This window comes from Streptomyces sp. NPDC045899 (assembly GCF_056431485.1).
The window spans coordinates 83,276-100,013 of record NZ_JBWKKP010000014.1 but is presented as its reverse complement, the minus strand read 5'-3'; the positions used below and the strand labels follow the sequence as shown (position 1 = coordinate 100,013).

Annotated in this window: 15 protein-coding genes; 7 read left to right on the top strand and 8 right to left on the bottom strand. The window is 73.0% G+C overall.

Features of this window, described 5'->3' with window-relative positions; genetic code table 11:
• The first annotated feature begins 15 nt into the window (after nt 1-15).
• Entirely contained in the window at nt 16-1,257 is a 1,242-nt protein-coding gene (locus tag AC07FT_RS21760; protein ID WP_471199871.1) for an ROK family protein, read from the top strand.
• On the opposite strand, the gene AC07FT_RS21755 is transcribed toward AC07FT_RS21760, so the two are convergent.
• From AC07FT_RS21755 to AC07FT_RS21745, 3 genes are all read right to left on the bottom strand, one after another.
• Complete coding sequence (locus AC07FT_RS21755) at nt 1,226-2,230, bottom strand: N-acetyltransferase family protein (RefSeq protein ID WP_479177680.1); 1,005 nt, start codon at nt 2,228-2,230, stop codon at nt 1,226-1,228. The two genes, AC07FT_RS21760 and AC07FT_RS21755, sit on opposite strands and share 32 nt — an antisense overlap.
• Nucleotides 2,227-2,715, bottom strand: coding sequence for an N-acetyltransferase family protein (locus AC07FT_RS21750; RefSeq protein WP_479177679.1), 489 nt, complete (start codon nt 2,713-2,715; stop codon nt 2,227-2,229). Before AC07FT_RS21750 ends, AC07FT_RS21755 begins: the two co-directional genes overlap by 4 nt.
• A 67-nt stretch (nt 2,716-2,782) precedes the next feature.
• Nucleotides 2,783-3,646 carry a phosphatidylinositol-specific phospholipase C/glycerophosphodiester phosphodiesterase family protein gene (locus AC07FT_RS21745; RefSeq protein WP_479177678.1) on the bottom strand — a complete coding sequence of 288 codons (864 nt, stop codon included), beginning with the start codon at nt 3,644-3,646 and terminating at the stop codon, nt 2,783-2,785.
• Between the two features lie 358 nt (nt 3,647-4,004).
• Here AC07FT_RS21745 and AC07FT_RS21740 point away from each other — a divergent pair, with 358 nt between their 5' ends.
• Together AC07FT_RS21740 and AC07FT_RS21735 are read left to right on the top strand one after the other, a co-directional pair.
• A complete protein-coding gene (locus AC07FT_RS21740; RefSeq protein ID WP_479177677.1) occupies nt 4,005-5,417 on the top strand; it encodes a family 2B encapsulin nanocompartment shell protein in 1,413 nt (470 codons plus the stop codon).
• A 71-nt stretch (nt 5,418-5,488) separates the two neighbouring features.
• Nucleotides 5,489-6,877, top strand: coding sequence for a family 2B encapsulin nanocompartment shell protein (locus AC07FT_RS21735; RefSeq protein ID WP_479177676.1), 1,389 nt, complete (start codon nt 5,489-5,491; stop codon nt 6,875-6,877).
• Between the two features lie 33 nt (nt 6,878-6,910).
• Here AC07FT_RS21735 and AC07FT_RS21730 read toward each other — a convergent pair whose 3' ends face one another.
• The 4 genes from AC07FT_RS21730 to AC07FT_RS21715 form a co-directional block, all read right to left on the bottom strand.
• Nucleotides 6,911-7,105, bottom strand: coding sequence for a hypothetical protein (locus tag AC07FT_RS21730; RefSeq protein WP_069860708.1), 195 nt, complete (start codon nt 7,103-7,105; stop codon nt 6,911-6,913).
• A gap of 195 nt (nt 7,106-7,300) precedes the next feature.
• The gene (locus AC07FT_RS21725) at nt 7,301-8,437 is read right to left on the bottom strand and encodes an acyl-CoA dehydrogenase family protein (protein ID WP_479177675.1); all 1,137 of its coding nucleotides are present in this window, start codon (nt 8,435-8,437) and stop codon (nt 7,301-7,303) included.
• On the bottom strand, nt 8,434-9,639 hold the full coding sequence (locus tag AC07FT_RS21720; RefSeq protein ID WP_432036011.1) for an acyl-CoA dehydrogenase family protein: 1,206 nt from the start codon (nt 9,637-9,639) through the stop codon (nt 8,434-8,436). The genes AC07FT_RS21725 and AC07FT_RS21720 overlap by 4 nt, the downstream gene beginning before the upstream one ends.
• Nucleotides 9,636-10,640, bottom strand: a complete 1,005-nt coding sequence (locus AC07FT_RS21715) for an NADPH:quinone oxidoreductase family protein (protein ID WP_479177674.1) — start codon at nt 10,638-10,640, stop codon at nt 9,636-9,638. Before AC07FT_RS21715 ends, AC07FT_RS21720 begins: the two co-directional genes overlap by 4 nt.
• Nucleotides 10,641-10,887: 247 nt before the next feature.
• Here AC07FT_RS21715 and egtA point away from each other — a divergent pair, with 247 nt between their 5' ends.
• Genes egtA through egtD form a run of 4 tightly spaced genes read left to right on the top strand, consistent with a single transcriptional unit; the run spans nt 10,888 to nt 15,251 of the window.
• Entirely contained in the window at nt 10,888-12,153 is a 1,266-nt protein-coding gene (gene egtA, locus AC07FT_RS21710) for an ergothioneine biosynthesis glutamate--cysteine ligase EgtA (protein WP_479177673.1), read from the top strand.
• Complete coding sequence (egtB, locus tag AC07FT_RS21705; protein WP_479177672.1) at nt 12,150-13,487, top strand: ergothioneine biosynthesis protein EgtB; 1,338 nt, start codon at nt 12,150-12,152, stop codon at nt 13,485-13,487. Before egtA ends, egtB begins: the two co-directional genes overlap by 4 nt.
• Before the next feature lie 46 nt (nt 13,488-13,533).
• Complete coding sequence (egtC, locus tag AC07FT_RS21700) at nt 13,534-14,289, top strand: ergothioneine biosynthesis protein EgtC (RefSeq protein ID WP_479177671.1); 756 nt, start codon at nt 13,534-13,536, stop codon at nt 14,287-14,289.
• On the top strand, nt 14,286-15,251 hold the full coding sequence (egtD, locus tag AC07FT_RS21695; protein ID WP_479177670.1) for an L-histidine N(alpha)-methyltransferase: 966 nt from the start codon (nt 14,286-14,288) through the stop codon (nt 15,249-15,251). The genes egtC and egtD overlap by 4 nt, the downstream gene beginning before the upstream one ends.
• 325 nt (nt 15,252-15,576) lie before the next feature.
• Here the strand turns inward: egtD and AC07FT_RS21690 are convergent, their stop codons facing one another.
• Entirely contained in the window at nt 15,577-16,629 is a 1,053-nt protein-coding gene (locus AC07FT_RS21690; protein WP_479177669.1) for a LacI family DNA-binding transcriptional regulator, read from the bottom strand.
• Nucleotides 16,630-16,738 lie beyond the last annotated feature (109 nt).

The window sequence follows — 16,738 nt, the reverse complement described above, 5'->3', positions numbered from 1 at the left end:
GAGGAGACCACGACGGTGGCAGCGCCACTGCCCAACACCCAGCAGGCGATGCGCCGGCGCAATCTGTCCCTCGTCCTGCACGCCGTGGCCGGGCGGGGTCCGCTGTCCCGCGCGGCGGTCGCCGGTGAGGTGGGACTGACCCGGGCAGCGGTCTCGACCCTCGTCGACGAGCTGATCCGGGACGGCCTGCTGGTCGAGCTGGGCCCCTCCCGGCCCGGTACGGTCGGCCGCCCCGGCAGCGCGCTCCAGCTCGACGACCGCGGTCCGGCCGGGCTCGGCGCGGAGCTCGGCGTGGACCGGCTGGCCGTGTGCGCGGTGGACCTGCGCGGGCGGATACGGGCCCGGACCGAGATCGCGGCGGCGAACCGGGACCGCGACCCGGAACCGGTCCTCGGCCAACTGGCGGCGCTGGTACGGCAGGTGGCGGCCGAAGCGGCGGACGCCGGGCTGCGCCCGGTGGGGCTGACGGTGGCGGTGCCCGGTCTGGTGGCGCGTGGCTCGTCCCTGGTCGTCCGCGCCCCCAACCTCGGCTGGGCGGACGTGGACATCGGCCCCCGGCTGCGCGCCGGGCTGCCCGACCTCCCCCTCACGGTCGGCAACGAGGCCAATCTGGGCGCGCTCGCCGAGCTGTGGCGCGGTGGCCACGACCCGGAACTCCGTGACTTCGTCCATGTCTCGGCCGAGATCGGCATCGGGGCGGCGGTGGTGCTCGACGGTCAGCTGTTGCGCGGCACACGGGGTTTCGCGGGCGAGCTGGGCCATGTGCCGGTACGCCCCGAGGGAGCCGAGTGTCCCTGCGGCGGCCGCGGCTGTCTGGAGCGCTACGCGGGCGAGGAGGCGGTGCTCCGGGCGAGCGGCCTCTCCCCCGAGCAGGCCACCGCCGAACACCCCGGCCCCGGCGGCCGGATCGCCCTGCTGGCCGTGCGGGCCGCCGCGGGCGACCGCCGGGTCCGGCGCGCGCTGCGCGACGCGGGCACGGCCCTCGGGATCGCGCTCGCGGGCACGGTGAACCTGCTGGACCCGCAGAAGGTGGTGCTCGGCGGGGCGCTCACCCCGCTGGCGCCCTGGCTGCTGCCCGCCCTGGAACGGGAGCTGGGACGGCGGGTGGCGGACCCGGCCCGGCCGGACCGGGAGACGGTCACCGTGTCCCGGCTGGGCGCGGAGGGTCCGCTGCTCGGCGCCGCCCACTCGGTCGTCCGGGCGGTCCTCGACGATCCCGCGGCGTTCAAGGACCCGCGATGTGCTCCGGCCCGGTGAGCCGCGGGTCGAGAACACGGTGCAGCCGGTAGGCGGCCGGACGGAAGCCCCGGCGCGGCCAGAAGACGGAGGACAGCGGATTGGCGGCCCGCCAGTCGGAGGCGCAGACGGTGAAGCCGCGGCGTGCCGCGTCCGCCAGTGCCCACCGGCTCAGCCGGGTTCCGATCCCGGAGCCCCGGGCGTGCGGGGCGGTGGCGGCCAGTATCAGCTCCACCGAGCCCCGGGGTTTGACGAGCGAGGACTCCTCCGCCGGGACGGGGCGCATGACGAGGAAGCCGTCGACGCCTCCGTTCCCCTCCGCGATCCAGTAGGCCACGTCCGGGTCGTCCAGCAGCTCCAGATGGCCGGGACGCAGCACGTCCCACATCGGCTGGTCGGTGAAGGCGAAGACGGGCGGGGCCGTGTGGGCGGCATTGACGAGACCGAGCAGTGGCTCCAGGGCGCCGATGTCCGCGGGCACGGCACGGCGGACACCGCTGGGCGGCCGCGCCTCCGCCGTACCACCGGGCAGCTCCAGCAGCGCGTGCACCTGCTCATGGGCGAAGGCGAGCGCGAGCCACGGGGACAGATCGGCGGCGGGCACCACCGTGTAGTGGTGCAGCCGGCCGTCCGCGACCCACGGACCCGACAGGTGCGCGTACAGCCGCTGGAGCACCACGGGGCCCTCGTCCGGCGCGTACGCCGCGTCCTGGAGCTGGGACCAGCAGTGGCGGCCCCGCTGCCCCTCGCCGGTCCGGGCGAGCAGATAGCCCACGACCGCGCCGCCGCGCAGGGCGACCGCCCCACGGGCGCCGTCGTCCCAGGCCCGGCGCAGCAGATCGGCGCAGGCCGCCCGCGAGGTGTGCAGCTCGTCGAGGGCGGGCTCTCCCTCCCGGTCGCGCCGGTGCCGCGCGGCCAGCAGCTCCGCCGCCGCCCCGAGCCGCTCCGGACCGAACGGTTCGAGGGCGAGGCCCGACGCTCCGGCCGCGCTCACAGATACCGGTGCATGATGTGGAGGCCGACGAAGCCCTTCGCCGGATGTTCGAACGCCTCCGGGACGGTGCCCACCACCTCGAAGCCCAGTGAGCGCCACAGGGCGACCGCCCGGGTGTTGCTCTCCACGACGGCGTTGAACTGCATGCCCCGGTAGCCCTCGGACCGCGCCCACTCCAGGACGTGTTCGCCCAGCGCCCGTCCGACGCCGCGCCCGGCGTGCTCGGGCGACACCATGAAGCTGGCGCTGGCGATGTGCGCACCGGGACCCATGTGGTTGGGGTTCATCTTGGCCGAGCCGAGCACGATGCCGTCCCCGTCGGTGGCGACGACGGTACGGCTCGGTGGGTCCAGCATCCAGAGGTCGCGGGCCCGGTCCTCGTCGAGGTCGCGGGGATAGGTGTAGGTCTCCCCCGCGGCGACGATGCGGTGCAGGAAGGGCCAGATCGCGGGCCAGTCCTCGGGGGTGGCGGTCCTGATGAGCATGGGCGCCAGCATGACGCCGGGGGCGGCGGACCGCGACTGGTTTTCACGGCACGCCACCCCCGCGCGGTCAGCCGGCTCCGCGCAGGAAGTCCTCGAGGCCCGTCAGGTCATCGGTGTTGAGGTGGTCCACGTCGGCGGCCAGCAGCACGCGCCACAGGGCCGCGCGCTCCGGCCCGGGCACGTCGGGCGTGGCCCAGAAGCGCACCCGCCGGCGGGCGCGGTGCGCCGCCGTGACGATCCGGCGCAGCTCCTCCCGCTCCGCGGGCGGCATGGCGCCCGCGCCCTGCCAGGTGAAGGTCTTGTTCCAGTCGGCGCTGATGAGCGGGATGAACGAGGCGGGCACCCCCGTACCGAGGTCCTCCAGCCGCCCGTCGTAGAAGGCGTGGCGCACCTTCTCGGCCTCCATGGGGGCGCGGGCACCCCGGTCGCCGGAGATGACGGCGGTGACCGGGCCGCGGCGCACCCGGCCGCCGATCCCGCCGTAGGCGGCGCTGAACATCGGCCCGTAGCGGCGCAGCCGCCCGGCCAGTTCGCGGTAGGTGGCCTCGCCCGGTGTCTTGAGGTCGATCAGCAGCTGGAGGGAGAGGTCGTGGCCGCGGTAGACCCGGCCCCCGTTGGCCTTCACCCGGTGGGCCAGCGGGTCGAGGTAGAGCGACTCCAGGGTCCGGGTGGGATCCAGGTCGGTGGCGTCGTGGGCGACCAGCAGCGCGCCGTCCACCAGCCAGATGTCGGCCTCGACGCTGCCGAAGCCGTGGGAGAGCGCGTCGGTGAGCGGGCGGGGGTGCTCGTAGTCGTTGTGCGCGTGAGCCCTGGCCAGCGGCGGCGCGGGCCTGCCGGTGGACCTCGTACCGGCGAGGGCGGGAGCGGCCGCTCCGCCGGCCACGGCTGCTCCGAGGGTGACGACAAAGGCGCGGCGCGTACGGCGTTCCATGGGGCCTCCCGGCTCTCGTCCCGGCGTGCTCTGATGTGCGCGCTGAACGCCAGTGAGTATCGGGGCGTGAGGGCCTCAAAGGGCAGATCCGTGCGAAGAGTTCCGCTTCCGGACCGCGGCCATTCCCCCGCCGTTCCCGCGCGGCCGGGGCGCCCGGGTGCACCGTCCGCTGTCTGCGGGCGCCGGAGAGCCCCGCTTCCGGGAACCCGAGTATTTACCCATTCCTTGCCTTCTCCCGAACCCTCCCGGTGGCCACACTTTTGAGTGAATGCACAGGTCCAAAGGCCGCTGATAGCTTGTGAGTTGCTCAGGGAGAGATTTCTTCTGAGGTCCGTACAGGGGTGGGTGAGCATTCACGATGACGACGTCCGTTGAACCAGGTTCCGGTACCGACAATTCGCAGCCGCTGTCGAGTCTGGGCACGGCGGCGGCGCGGAATCTGGCGACGACGACCAAGTCCGTTCCGCAGATGCAGGGAATTTCCTCGCGGTGGCTGCTGCGCATGCTGCCGTGGGTGCATGTGCCGGGCGGTGTCTACCGGGTGAACCGGCGGGCCTCGCACACCCTCGGGGACGGCCGGGTGGAGTTCACCACCACCGGTGCCGAGGTCCGGGTGATCCCGGTCGAGCTGAGGGAGCTCCCGCTGCTCCGCGGGTTCGAGGACCCCGAGGTCCTCGAGGCCCTGGCGAACCGCTTCACCCAGCGGGAGCTGGCCCCCGGGGATGTGCTGGTGGAGGCCGGGCGTCCGGCCGACGAGCTGTATCTGATCGCCCACGGCAAGGTGGACAAGCTGGCCGAGGGCGCCTTCGACGACCCCGCGGTGGTCGGCACGGCCGCGGGCGGTGACCACCTCGGCGAGCGGGAGCTGGCCTCGGCCGACGGTGGCACCTGGGGCGTCACCGTCAAGGCGGTCACCTCCTGCACCGTGCTGGCGCTGCCCCGGTGGGAGTTCGAGGAGCAGATGGACCGCTCCGGGGCGCTGCGGGAGCATGTGGAGGCGGTGCGGGCGGCGCCGGAGGCCCCGCGGAACGAGCACGGCGAAGCGTCCATCGAGCTGTCCGCCGGCCATGCGGGCGAGCCGCTCCTGCCGGGCACCTTCGCCGAGTACGAGCTCACGCCCCGCGAGTACGAGCTGAGCGTGGCCCAGACCGTGCTGCGGGTCCACACCAGGGTCGCCGACCTCTACAACGACCCCATGGACCAGGTGGAACAGCAGCTCCGGCTGACCATCGAGGCCCTGCGCGAACGCCAGGAGCACGAGCTCGTCAACAACCGCGAGTTCGGACTGCTGCACAACGCGGACCTCTCCCAGCGCATCCACACCCGCAGCGGCCCGCCCACCCCCGACGACCTCGACGAGCTGCTGGCCACCGTGTGGAAGGAGCCGGGGCTGATCCTGGCGCATCCGCGCGCCATCGCCGCGATCGGCAGGGAGTTCAACAGCCGGGGCATCTCTCCGCAGAACGCGGAGGTGAACGGCCATGCGCTGCCCGCGTGGCGCGGGGTGCCGATCCTCCCGTGCAACAAGATTCCGGTGACCGCCAGCGGGGTCACCTCCCTTCTCGCCCTGCGCACCGGTGAGGAGAACCAGGGGGTCATCGGGCTGCACCGGACCGGAATTCCCGATGAATACCAGCCGAGTCTTTCCGTGCGGTTCATGGGAATCAACGAACAGGCCATCATCTCGTATCTCGTCAGCGCCTACTATTCCGCGGCCGTCATGGTCCCGGACGCGCTCGGAATCCTGGAGAACGTGGAAATCGGTCTCTGACGGGCCGCCGCACCTTCCGGTGGCCCTCGCATACGTTCCCGAATACCTACCGAAATGAGTGATGAGCACAGATGACCACCTCCGTGGAGTCCGGTGAGCAGCCGCTGAGTCTGGGCACGGCCGCCGCGCGGAATCTGGCGACGACGACCAAGTCCGTGCCGCAGATGCAGGCCATCTCCTCCCGGTGGCTGCTGCGCGTCCTGCCGTGGGTGCAGGTCTCGGCGGGCACCTACCGGGTGAACCGGCGGCTGAGCTACACGGTCGGCGACGGGCGGGTGGAGTTCATCAGCACCGGGTCGCAGGTGCGGGTCATCCCGCCGGAGCTGGGCGAGCTGCCGACGCTGCGCGGCTTCGAGGACGCCTCCGTGCTGGAGGCCCTGGCCGACGCCTGCGTCCAGCGGGAGTACGCACCGGGGGACGTGCTGGTCGAGGCCGGTCGTCCGGCCGATCAGGTGTACCTGATCGCCCACGGCAAGGTGCGGCAGATCGCTCCCGGCGCCTATGACTCCGACACGGCGCTGGCGGTCCTCGCCCACGGCGAGTACTTCGGTGACTCCGCCCTCACCGGCCCCGAGGGGACCTGGGACTTCACCGTCCGGGCGGTCACCCGTACCACCGTGCTCACCCTCCCCCGGCGTGCCTTCCAGGAGGCGGCCGACCGTTCGGGGGCGCTGCGCGGCCATCTGGAGGAGCGGGAGAACCGGCCGGAGCCCGCGCGGAACCGGCGTGGTGAGGCCGATATCGCGATCACCTCGGGCCACGCGGGCGAACCGGTGCTGTCGGGCACCTTCGCGGAGTACGAGCTGAGTCCGCGGGAGTACGAGCTGAGCGTGGCCCAGACCGTGCTGCGGGTCCACACCAGGGTCGCCGACCTCTACAACGACCCCATGGACCAGGTGGAACAGCAGCTCCGGCTGACCATCGAGGCCCTGCGCGAACGCCAGGAGCACGAGCTCGTCAACAACCGTGAATTCGGACTGCTGCACAACGCCGACCTCTCCCAGCGCATCCACACCCGCAGCGGCCCGCCCACCCCCGACGACCTCGACGAGCTGCTGGCGCGGCGCCGCAAGACGCAGTACCTGCTGGCCCATCCGCGCACCATCGCGGCGTTCGGGAGGGAGTGCAGCAGCCGGGGGCTTTATCCGCAGGGCGCCGAGATCGGCGGAGTGGCCGTGCGGGCCTGGCGCGGGGTGCCACTGCTGCCGTGCAACAAGATCCCGGTGAGCGAGACCGGCACCAGCTCGATCCTGGCGATGCGCACCGGGGAGGAGAGCCAGGGCGTCATCGGCCTCCATCAGACCGGGATTCCCGACGAGTACGAGCCCAGTCTGAATGTGCGGTTCATGGGCATCAACGAACAGGCCGTGACCTCGTACCTGGTCAGCGCCTACTACTCGGCGGCCATCCTGGTGCCGGACGCGGTGGGTGTCCTGGAGGACGTCGAGATCGGCCGCTGAGCGGCGCGGCTGCCGTCGTCACCGCGGGCGGGGTCAGGGGCGGACGCTGCTGACCACGTCCGCGGTGGCGGCGAGCCCCTCGGAGATGGTGGGCGCCACGCTGCTGCTGGCCAGGTAGAAGCCGAGCGTCACACAGACCAGGGCATGGGAGATGCGCAGCCCGCCGCTGCGCAGGAAGACCACCGCCAGAATCAGGAGCAGCAGGACCACGGAGATGGAAATGGCCATGGGAGCCTCCTCGGCCGCTACGGAGGATCGGAATCCGGCCGTCAGTGTGGCCCAGAATCGCTGATGACCCGCCGTAGCACGGTGCTCCGGACGGGTGCCGATCTGCTGTTCGGGATCGTCGCGGCGGTCTCGCGGCCATGCGGCGGTCCGCCCCGGCGCTTGAGTGCCGGGGCGGATCGCTGTCGCACGGGACGGTCAGCCGGTGGGCGCCGGGAGGTCCACCAGCCCGGCCAGAAACTGGCGGTGGCGGCCGGGGGTGCCCAGCGCGATCTCAGCGCTCTTGGCCCGCTTGAGATAGAGATGGGCCGGGTGTTCCCAGGTCATGCCGATACCGCCGTGCAGCTGGACACACTCCTCGGCGGCGTGCACGGCCACCTCCGCGCAGTACGCCTGGGCGACGGCCACCGCCACCTCGGTGTCGGGGCTGTCGGTGGCGAGCGCGTCGGCGGCGTGCCGGGCGGCGGCACGGGCTGAGACCAGCTCCAGCCAGAGCGCGGCCATCCGGTGCTTCAGCGCCTGGAACGAGCCGATGGGACGGCCGAACTGATGGCGCTCACGGGTGTGGCGCACGGCCTCGGTCAGACACCACTCGGCCACCCCCAACTGTTCTGAGGCGAGGAGTCCGGCCCCGGTCAGCAGGGCCCGCCGGACGGCGGACCGGGCCCGGTCCGCCTCGGCCACCCGGCGCGCGGGCGCCCGGTCGAGGGTCACCGTGGCCAGCGGCCGGGTGAGGTCCAGTGAGGTGAGCGGAGTGACGGTGACACCGGGATCGGTGGCGCTCACGGCGTAGAGCCCGTAGCCGTCAGGACCGTCGGCGGGGACGAGCAGCAGCTCGGCGCCCAGCGCGCCCGCGACCCCGCGGACCTCACCGCTGAGGGTCCCCTCGCTCCCGCTCCGTACAGTGGCGGGCGGGAGCTCCTCACCCGGTGTGCCGGGCAGCGGAAGAACCAGGGTTCCGGTGGCCCGTCCCCCGGCAAGCTCCCGGAGCAGCCGCGCCACGGCGCCCTCGTCGGTGTCACAGCCGAGCAAGGCGCTGACGGCCAGCACGGCGCTGGTGAGGTAGGGCACCGGGGCCACGGCACGGCCCAGTTCCTCCATCACCACCGCGACCTCGCGTGCGGTGGCGCCCTGTCCGCCCAGCTTGTCGGGGACCAGGAGACCCGCCGTGCCCATCTCGGCGCCCAGCGCCCGCCAGACGGCGGGGTCATACGGACGGTCACTCTCCGCCTGGGCGAGTACGGCCGGCGCCGGGCAGCGGTCGGTGAGCAACGACCGCACGGCGTCGCGCAGATCGTCCTCGGCCTCGGAGTAGAGCAGGTCCGGGGTGCTCATCGGGGCAGGTCCTTCCACGGGAGGTCCTTGTCGGTCCGCGGCTCGGGCGGCAGGCCCAGGACGCGTTCGGCGATGATGTTGAGCAGCACCTCCGAGGTGCCGCCCTCGATGGAGTTGCCCTTGGCGCGCAGATAGCGGTAGCCCGCCTCGCGTCCGGTGAAGTCGACGTGCTCGGGGCGGCGCAGGGTCCAGTCGTCGTAGCCCAGTCCCTCCTCGCCCAGCAGTTCCACCTCCAGCGCGCTGAGCTCCTGGTTGAGGCGGGCGAAGGCGAGTTTCATGGCCGAGCCCTCGGGGCCGGGCTGGCCGAGGGCGAGTTGCTGGCGCAGCCGCTCCCCCGCCAGCCGGGCCGCCTCGGCGTCCACCCACAGCCGCAGCAGCCGCTGGTGGAGGTCATGGGTACGCAGTTCGGGCCGGTCCCGCCAGGTCGTGGCGACCAGGCCGACCATGCCGCCCTCGCGGGGGATCCGGCCGCCGCCGATGGCGACCCGCTCGTTCATCAGGGTGGTCTGGGCGACCCGCCAGCCCTCGCCGACCTCGCCGAGGCGGTGGCTGTCGGGGATGCGCACCCCGGTGAGGAAGACCTCGTTGAACTCCGCCTCGCCGGTGATCTGCCGCAGCGGCCGCACCTCCACACCGGGGTCGGTCATATCGCAGACGAAGTAGGTGATCCCACGGTGCTTGGGCAGATCGGGGTCGGTGCGGGCGATGAGGATGGCCCAGCGGGCGAGGTGGGCGCTGGAGGTCCACACCTTCTGGCCGTCGACCACCCAGCCGTCCCCGTCGCGCACCGCGCGGGTGCCGAGCGCGGCGAGGTCGGATCCGGCGCCGGGTTCGCTGAACAGCTGGCACCACACCTCCTCGCCGGTCCACAGCGGGCGCAGCAGCCGAGCCCGCTGCTCATCGGTGCCGAAGCCGAGGATGGTGGGCGCGGCCATGCCCAGACCGATGCCGATGCGCCGGGGGTCGTTGTCGGGTGCGCCGGCGGCCTCGAGTTCGGCGTCCACGACGGCCTGGAGGGAGCGCGGGGCGCCAAGGCCGCCGAGCCCGGCCGGGTAGTGCACCCAGGCCAGCCCGGCGTCGAAGCGGGCGCGCAGGAAGTCCAGCCGTCCGGTGTCGGCCGGGGGATGGGCGTCGAGGAGCGCGCGGACGCGACGGCGCAGCTCGGGGGCGTCGACGGCGGTACGGTCCCGTGCGGTGGTCATCGGGTGCCTTCCGTGGTCCGGCCGGGGAGGACCACCACACGGCCGGTGGTGACGCCCTCGGCGACGCGCTGGACGGCGTCGGCGGCGTCAGCGAGCGGCACCCGTTCGCTGACCAGGGGCCGTACGGTGCCCTCGGCGGCCAGTTTGGTCAGTTCGTCGTGGCAGGAGCGGACGGCGGCCGGGTCCTTGGTGTTGTACAGGCCCCAGTGGAGGCCGAGGATCGCGTAGTTCTTGACCAGGGCGTGGTTCAGGGCCGCCTGGGGCACGACACCGCTGGCGAAGCCGACGACCACGATGCGGCCTTCGAAGGCCACGCACTTGACCGACTTGGCGAAGGCGTCGCCGCCGACCGGGTCGTACACCACATCGGCGCCACGTCCGCCGGTGGCCTCCTTGACGGCGGCCACGAGGTCGTCGGTGCGACGGTCGAGCACGAGGTCACAGCCGATCTCACGGGCCACCCGCGCCTTGTCCGCGCCGCCCACGACGCCGATCACCCGGGCCCCTGCCGCCTTGCCCAGCTGGACGGCGGCGGTGCCCACCCCACCCGCCGCGGCGTGCACCAGCAGGGTCTCGCCCGACCGCAGTGCCGCCCGGCGGTGCAGCCCGAACCAGCCGGTCTGGTAGCCGATGTGCAGTGCGGCGGCCTCGGCGTCGTCCAGCGCGTCGGGAGCGGGGAGCGCGTTCGCCGCGTCCACGGCGACCAGTTCGGCGAAGCCCCCCGCGGGCAGGGTCGGGGTGGCCAGGATCCGGGAGCCCACTTCGCCCTCGGCGCCCTCGCCCACGGCGACGACCTCACCGCACAGCTCGACGCCCGGGGTGAACGGCAGCGGCGGCCGGACCTGGTAGTGGCCGCGGCACAGCAGGGCGTCGGGGAAGTTGACGTTGACGGCTAGGACCCGCACCAGCAGCTGACCCGGTCCCGCCACCGGATCGGGCACCTCGTCCAGGCGCATGACCTCGCGCGGCTCGCCATTGTCGTGCACTCGCCATGCCTGCATCCGGTGGCCTCCAGAAGCTGTCGGTAGCGGCGTTCCCTACGCCCAGGCGGCACATACTAACCAGTCGGTACGACCCTGGAAACCGCCTGGTCCGATGCCGTCAGCCATCCTGCCGCTCCCGTCCGGCGCGGTGGGAACTCCTGTGCAACTCTGGAGGCACCCTTGAGCCCGGCGCGTCGGCAGGTGACAGTGGGCGGCAGACACCGGTCCGCATCCCGGTGGACCGGTAGCCGGAACGGGACGGGAGATGACGACTGTGCCCGACAGCAAGGCCATCAGCGAGGCCGAGATGGAGGCCAGGCTGCACGGCATCTGTTTCAAAACAGGGCCGCCGCGCCGCATCGGTGTCGAACTGGAATGGCTCGTGTACGACCCGGACGACCCCGCACAACCCGTGGACACCGCCCGGCTGGAAGCCGCGGTCACCGCGCTCCGCGGACTGCCGCTCCGGTCCGCGATCACCTTCGAACCCGGCGGCCAGGTGGAGCTGAGCTCCCTCCCGGCCGACTCCCTCACCGCCTGCGTGGAGTCCGCTGCCGCCGATCTGGTTCTCGTACGGACCCTCCTCACCGGTCTCGGCCTCGGCATCGCCGGGCACGGCCATGATCCCTGGCGGCCGCCGCGCCGGTTCCTCGCCACGCCCCGCTACGAGTCCATGGAGACCTACTTCAACCGCCGGGGCCCGGCCGGGCGGTCCATGATGTGCAGCACCGCCTCGGTCCAGGTGTGCGTGGACGCCGGACAGGAGGAGCCCGGTCCACTGGGCCTGGGACGGCGCTGGCGCCTCGCCCATCTGCTGGGCGCTGTGCTGACCGCCGCCTTCGCCAACTCACCGCTGCGCGAGGGCAGACCCACCGGCTACCGCTCCACCCGGCAGGCGCTGTGGGCCGCGATGGACCCCGGCCGCGTCCTCGCCCCGGCCGACGGCACGGAGCCCCGCACCGCCTGGACCCGCTACGTCCTGGACGCGCCGGTGATGGCCGTACGGGCCGAGCACGGGGCGTGGACCGTACCGGACGGGCTGACCTTCCGGCAGTGGGCCCGGACCTCACTCCCCCGGCCGCCCACCCTCGATGACCTCGACTTCCACATCTCCACCCTCTTCCCGCCCGTGCGCCCGCGAGGTCACCTCGAACTGCGCATGATCGACGCGCAGAGCGGCGACGACGGCTGGATCGTCCCGCTCGCGGTCACGGTGGCGCTCTTCGACGACCCCGAGGCCGCGGAAACGGTTTACCGCGTGGTCAAACCGCTCGCCGAGACCGCGGGCACCCGGCCCGCCCCCTGCAATCCGCTGTGGCTCAGCGCGACCCGGGACGGTCTGGCCGACCCCGAGCTGCGGACCGCCGCCGCGACCTGTTTCGCCACCGCCCTGGAGGCACTGCCCCGGCTGGGCGCCTCCCCCGCGATCATCTCCGCGGTCGCCGACTTCACCGACCGCTATGTGGCCCGTGGCCGATGTCCCGCCGACGATCTTCTCGCCCCCGCCCCCGGGAAGGAGGAACGGCCATGACCGCTTCCGACTCCGACCTCCTCGACCCCGAGGCGCTGCGCCGGCGCGCCGAGACCGCGCTGCGCACCGCACGTGAACGCACCCACACCCTCACCACCTGCGTGGACGACCACGACCTCACCGCCCAGCACTCCCCCTTGATGTCGCCGCTGGTATGGGACCTGGCGCATATCGGCAACCAGGAGGAGCAGTGGCTGCTGCGCGCCGTCGCCGGGCGGCAGGCCATACGCCCGGAGATCGACTCGGTGTACGACGCCTTCGAGCATCCCCGCGCCACGCGCCCCTCGCTGCCGCTGCTGGCACCCGCCGAGGCCCGGGGCTATGTCTCCGAGGTCCGCGGCCGGGTGTTCGACATCCTGGACCGGATCGAGCTGCGCGGCGCCCCCCTCGTGGACGCGGCGTTCGCCTTCGGGATGGTCGCCCAGCATGAGCAGCAGCACGACGAGACCATGCTGATCACGCACCAGCTGCGGCGCGGACCCGCCGCGCTGACCGCCCCGGAGCCGCCGGACACCGACGACGGGGCCGCGCTCCCCGACGAGGTGCTGGTCCCCGGCGGCCCGTTCACCATGGGCACCTCCACCGAACCCTGGGCACTGGACAACGAACGGCCCGCGCACCGGCGGCTGGTCCCGCCCTTCTACATCGACACCACCCCGGTGACCAACGGCGCGTACGCCCGGTTCATCGCGGACGGCGGCTACACCGAGCGCCGCTGGTGGACGGCGGAGGGCTGGGCGCACCTCCAGGAACACGGGCTGAGCGCCCCCCTGTTCTGGCGGCGCGAGGGCGGGCAATGGCTCCGCCGCCGCTTCGGGGTGACCGAACCGGTGCCCGAGGACGAGCCGGTGCTCCATGTCAGCTGGTACGAGGCGGACGCCTACGCCCGCTGGGCGGGGCGCCGGCTGCCCAGCGAGGAGGAGTGGGAGAAGGCCGCCCGCCACGACCCGGCGACCGGCCGGTCGCTGCGCTACCCCTGGGGCGACGACGACCCCTCACCCGACCATGCCAACCTCGGCCAGCGCCATCTGCGGCCCGCACGGGCCGGAAGCTATCCGCGGGGCGCCTCGCCGCTCGGCGTCCGGCAGCTGATCGGTGACGTGTGGGAGTGGACGTCGAGCGACTTCCTGCCCTACCCGGGGTTCAGCGTCTTCCCCTACCCCGAGTACTCGCAGGTCTTCTTCGGGCCCGCGTACAAGGTGCTGCGCGGCGGCTCGTTCGCCGTGGACCAGGTGGCCTGCCGGGGTACCTTCCGCAACTGGGACCTGCCGATCCGGCGGCAGATCTTCTCGGGCTTCCGCACCGCCCGCGACGCCGCCCCGGAGGCGGCGTGAGGGCCATGGCCGCGAACGCGGCCCGAGCCGCCGGGGGGTGGCGCTGATGTGCCGCCATCTCGCCTATCTGGGGCCGGAGACCGCCATCGGCGAGGTGGTGAGCGCTCCGCCGCACGGTCTGTTCACGCAGTCCTGGGCACCGCGACGGCAGGCCCACGGCACCGTCAACGCCGACGGGTTCGGGGTGGGCTGGTACGCACAGGACGACCCGGTGCCCGCGCGCTACCGGCGCGCCGGGCCCATCTGGGGCGATCTGTCCTTCGCCGATCTCGCCCGGGTGGTGCGCACCCGGGCGCTGATGGCCGCCGTGCGCGACGCCACCGAGCCGAGCGCGGACGGGGAGGCGGGCGCCTCGCCCTTCGCCTCCGGGGTCTGGCTGTTCAGCCACAACGGCGCGGTGCGCGGTTGGCCGGACTCCCTCGCGGAGGCGGCCGCGGCGCTACCGGCCGCCGCTCTGCTGAACCTCGCCGCGCGCTGTGACTCCGCGCTGGTGTGGGCGCTGGTGCTGCACCGGCTGCGGCTGGGCCACGCGCCGGGTGAGGCGCTGGCCGGGGCCGTCGAGACGGTGGCCGCCGCCGCGCCCGGTTCACGGCTGAACCTGCTGCTCCTGGACGGATCGACGATCGCCGCCACCGCCTGGGGCGACACCCTGTGGTACCGGGCCGAACCGGGCCGCGCGGTGGTGGTGGCCTCCGAGCCCTACGACGACGATCCGCGCTGGACGGAAGTCCCCGACCACACCCTGCTGACCGCCACCCGTACCGAGGTTCTCCTCGCTCCCCTCAAGGAGGCTTCCGCGTGAGCCCCTTCACCATGACCCGGACCCTGCCCGTGGACACCACGACCGCCGCACTGCGCGAGGACGTGACCGACGGGCTGACCCGCACCCCCAAGCGGCTGCCGCCGAAGTGGTTCTACGACGCCCGCGGAAGCGAGCTCTTCGAAGAGATCACCAGGCTGCCCGAGTACTACCCGACCCGCGCGGAGCGGGAGATCCTCATAGCCAGGGCGGCCGAGATCGCCGAGGTGACGGGGGCGAGAACCCTGGTCGAGCTGGGTTCCGGCTCCTCGGAGAAGACCCGCCATCTGATCCGGGCGCTGCCGGAGCTGCGGGCCTACGTCCCGGTGGACGTGAGCGAGAGTGCCCTGGAACTGGCCGGGCGCGCCCTGCTCACCGAGCATCCCGGGCTGACGGTGCACGCCATGGTCGCCGATTTCATGAGCGGGCTTGCCCTGCCCGAGGACTGCCCCGGCCCACGGCTGCTGGCGTTCCTCGGCGGCACCATCGGCAATCTGCTGCCGTCCGAGCGGGCGGAGTTCCTGACCGCGGCGAGCGCGCTGCTGGACCCGGGTGACGCGCTGCTGCTCGGCACCGACCTGGTGAAGGACGAGGCCACGCTGGTCTCCGCGTACGACGATGCGCAAGGGATCACGGCGGCGTTCAACAAGAACGTGCTCGCGGTGCTCAACCGGGAGCTGGGCGCGGACTTCAACCCGGCGGACTTCGACCACGTGGCGGTGTGGAACGCCGAGGAGGAGTGGATCGAGATGCGGCTGCGGGCCCGCAAGGACCTCACCGCCAAGATCCCCTCGATGGATCTCGCGATCCCGTTCACGGCCGGGGAGGAGGTCCGCACCGAGGTGTCGGCGAAGTTCCGGGAGGAGAAGGTCCGGGCCGAACTGGCGGCGGCCGGAATGGAGTCCCGGCGCTGGTGGACCGATGCCGAGGGGCGCTTCGCGCTGTCGCTGGCGGTCCGTACGTAGGCGGCACGCGGTCCGTGGACAAGCGGCGCGAGGGATCTCCTCCGGTGGCCGCCGCCCGCGTCCGGGCGGCGGCCACCGCCGTACCGGACGCCGCGGAGGCGGACGGGGCCTAGGTCGTGTCGTTCGGATCTTCGCGGGCCCGCGACGCCGGCTACGGCGCCCCCAGCTAACGCTGGGAGGTGCCCCCGGCCGCGTTGTCGCCGGACCCGAGTACGCCCAGTACACGGGTCAGGCTCCGCCTTGCGATGCTCCCCCAGCTAACGCTGGGAGGTGCCCCCTGCATCCGACACCACGGCCTGATCCACGAAGATCCAAACGACACGACCTAGCGGGGCGGGGCGGTGCTGCCGCGGGGGGCCAGCCGCGGGACGTCGTCCTGCACCCGCACCGCCGCTTCCCCGTCCAGCAGTGCGATCAGCCGCTCCGCGGCGTGCCGCCCGAAGGCCGCGGTGTCGCGCACCAGCGCGGTCAGCGAGGGGTGGGTGCTGCGGCACAGCACGGAGTCGTCCCAGGCCACGATGGACAGGTCGGCCGGGACGGACAGCCCGCGCTCGGCGGCGGCGGCGAGTCCGGCGACCGCCATCACGTCGTTGTCGAAGACCAGGGCGGTGGGCGGACGGTCACGGGCGAGCACCCGGCGGGTGGCCTCGGCCCCCTGGGCGTCGGAGTAGTCGGTGGTCACCGAGGCCACCTCGGTGAGCCCGCGGCGCTCGGCCTCGGCACGCAGCGAGCGCATCCGGCGCCGGGTGTGGGCCAGTCCGGGCAGTCCGGCGATATGGGTGATCCGGCGGTGTCCGAGGCCGTGGAGATGGCCGACGATCGAAGCCATCGCGGCGGCGTCGTCCGCCCAGAGGTTGGAGATGCCGGGATGGGCGGGGGGTGCGGCGGCCGGGTCGTCGGTCATGGAGCCGATCACCACGGCGGGCAGGCCCAGTTCATCGAGCAGGTCCGGCCGCGGGTCGTCGTGGCAGGGATCGACGACGAGGACGCCATCCACCCGGTGCTCGGCCCACCAGCGGCGGTAGGTGGCGCACTCCGCGTCCAGGTCCTCCACCACCTGGAACAGCAGACCGAGACGGCGCGGGGAGAGCGCTTCCTGCACCCCGGAGACCAGTTGCAGAAAGAACGACTCGACGCCGAGGGTGCTGGCGGGCCGGGCGAGCACCAGGCCGACGGTGGCCGAGCCCTCACCGGACAGGGCCCGTGCGGCGGTACTGGCCTGCCAGCCGAGCTCCTCGGCCACGCGCCGGACCCGGTCGCGGGTGGCCGCCGAGACCCCGGGGCGGTCGTTCAGCGCGAAGGAGACCGCGCTCTCGGAGACCCCGGCGCGGCGGGCGATGTCCTTCATCGTGGGGCGTCGGGCCGGTGTCCGGCGCATGGGCTTCCTCCCGCTCCCCCGGACGGTGCCTTCCGGGGAGATCACTAAAGCGCTTGAGCTGGATGAAGACTAAAGCGCATTAGTTCGCGACGGAAGTCTTGACGCAACT

What these genes read in the sequence shown, in the direction of transcription:
- AC07FT_RS21740 (WP_479177677.1), top strand. Translation starts at nt 4,005, where the DNA reads ATGACGACGTCCGTTGAACCAGGTTCCGGTACCGACAATTCGCAGCCG.
- AC07FT_RS21720 (WP_432036011.1), bottom strand. Translation starts at nt 9,639, where the DNA reads ATGACCACCGCACGGGACCGTACCGCCGTCGACGCCCCCGAGCTGCGC.
- egtB (WP_479177672.1), top strand. Translation starts at nt 12,150, where the DNA reads ATGACCGCTTCCGACTCCGACCTCCTCGACCCCGAGGCGCTGCGCCGG.
- egtC (WP_479177671.1), top strand. Translation starts at nt 13,534, where the DNA reads ATGTGCCGCCATCTCGCCTATCTGGGGCCGGAGACCGCCATCGGCGAG.
- AC07FT_RS21735 (WP_479177676.1), top strand. Translation starts at nt 5,489, where the DNA reads ATGACCACCTCCGTGGAGTCCGGTGAGCAGCCGCTGAGTCTGGGCACG.
- AC07FT_RS21730 (WP_069860708.1), bottom strand. Translation starts at nt 7,105, where the DNA reads ATGGCCATTTCCATCTCCGTGGTCCTGCTGCTCCTGATTCTGGCGGTG.
- AC07FT_RS21745 (WP_479177678.1), bottom strand. Translation starts at nt 3,646, where the DNA reads ATGGAACGCCGTACGCGCCGCGCCTTTGTCGTCACCCTCGGAGCAGCC.
- AC07FT_RS21725 (WP_479177675.1), bottom strand. Translation starts at nt 8,437, where the DNA reads ATGAGCACCCCGGACCTGCTCTACTCCGAGGCCGAGGACGATCTGCGC.
- AC07FT_RS21690 (WP_479177669.1), bottom strand. Translation starts at nt 16,629, where the DNA reads ATGCGCCGGACACCGGCCCGACGCCCCACGATGAAGGACATCGCCCGC.
- egtA (WP_479177673.1), top strand. Translation starts at nt 10,888, where the DNA reads ATGACGACTGTGCCCGACAGCAAGGCCATCAGCGAGGCCGAGATGGAG.
- AC07FT_RS21750 (WP_479177679.1), bottom strand. Translation starts at nt 2,715, where the DNA reads ATGCTCATCAGGACCGCCACCCCCGAGGACTGGCCCGCGATCTGGCCC.
- AC07FT_RS21715 (WP_479177674.1), bottom strand. Translation starts at nt 10,640, where the DNA reads ATGCAGGCATGGCGAGTGCACGACAATGGCGAGCCGCGCGAGGTCATG.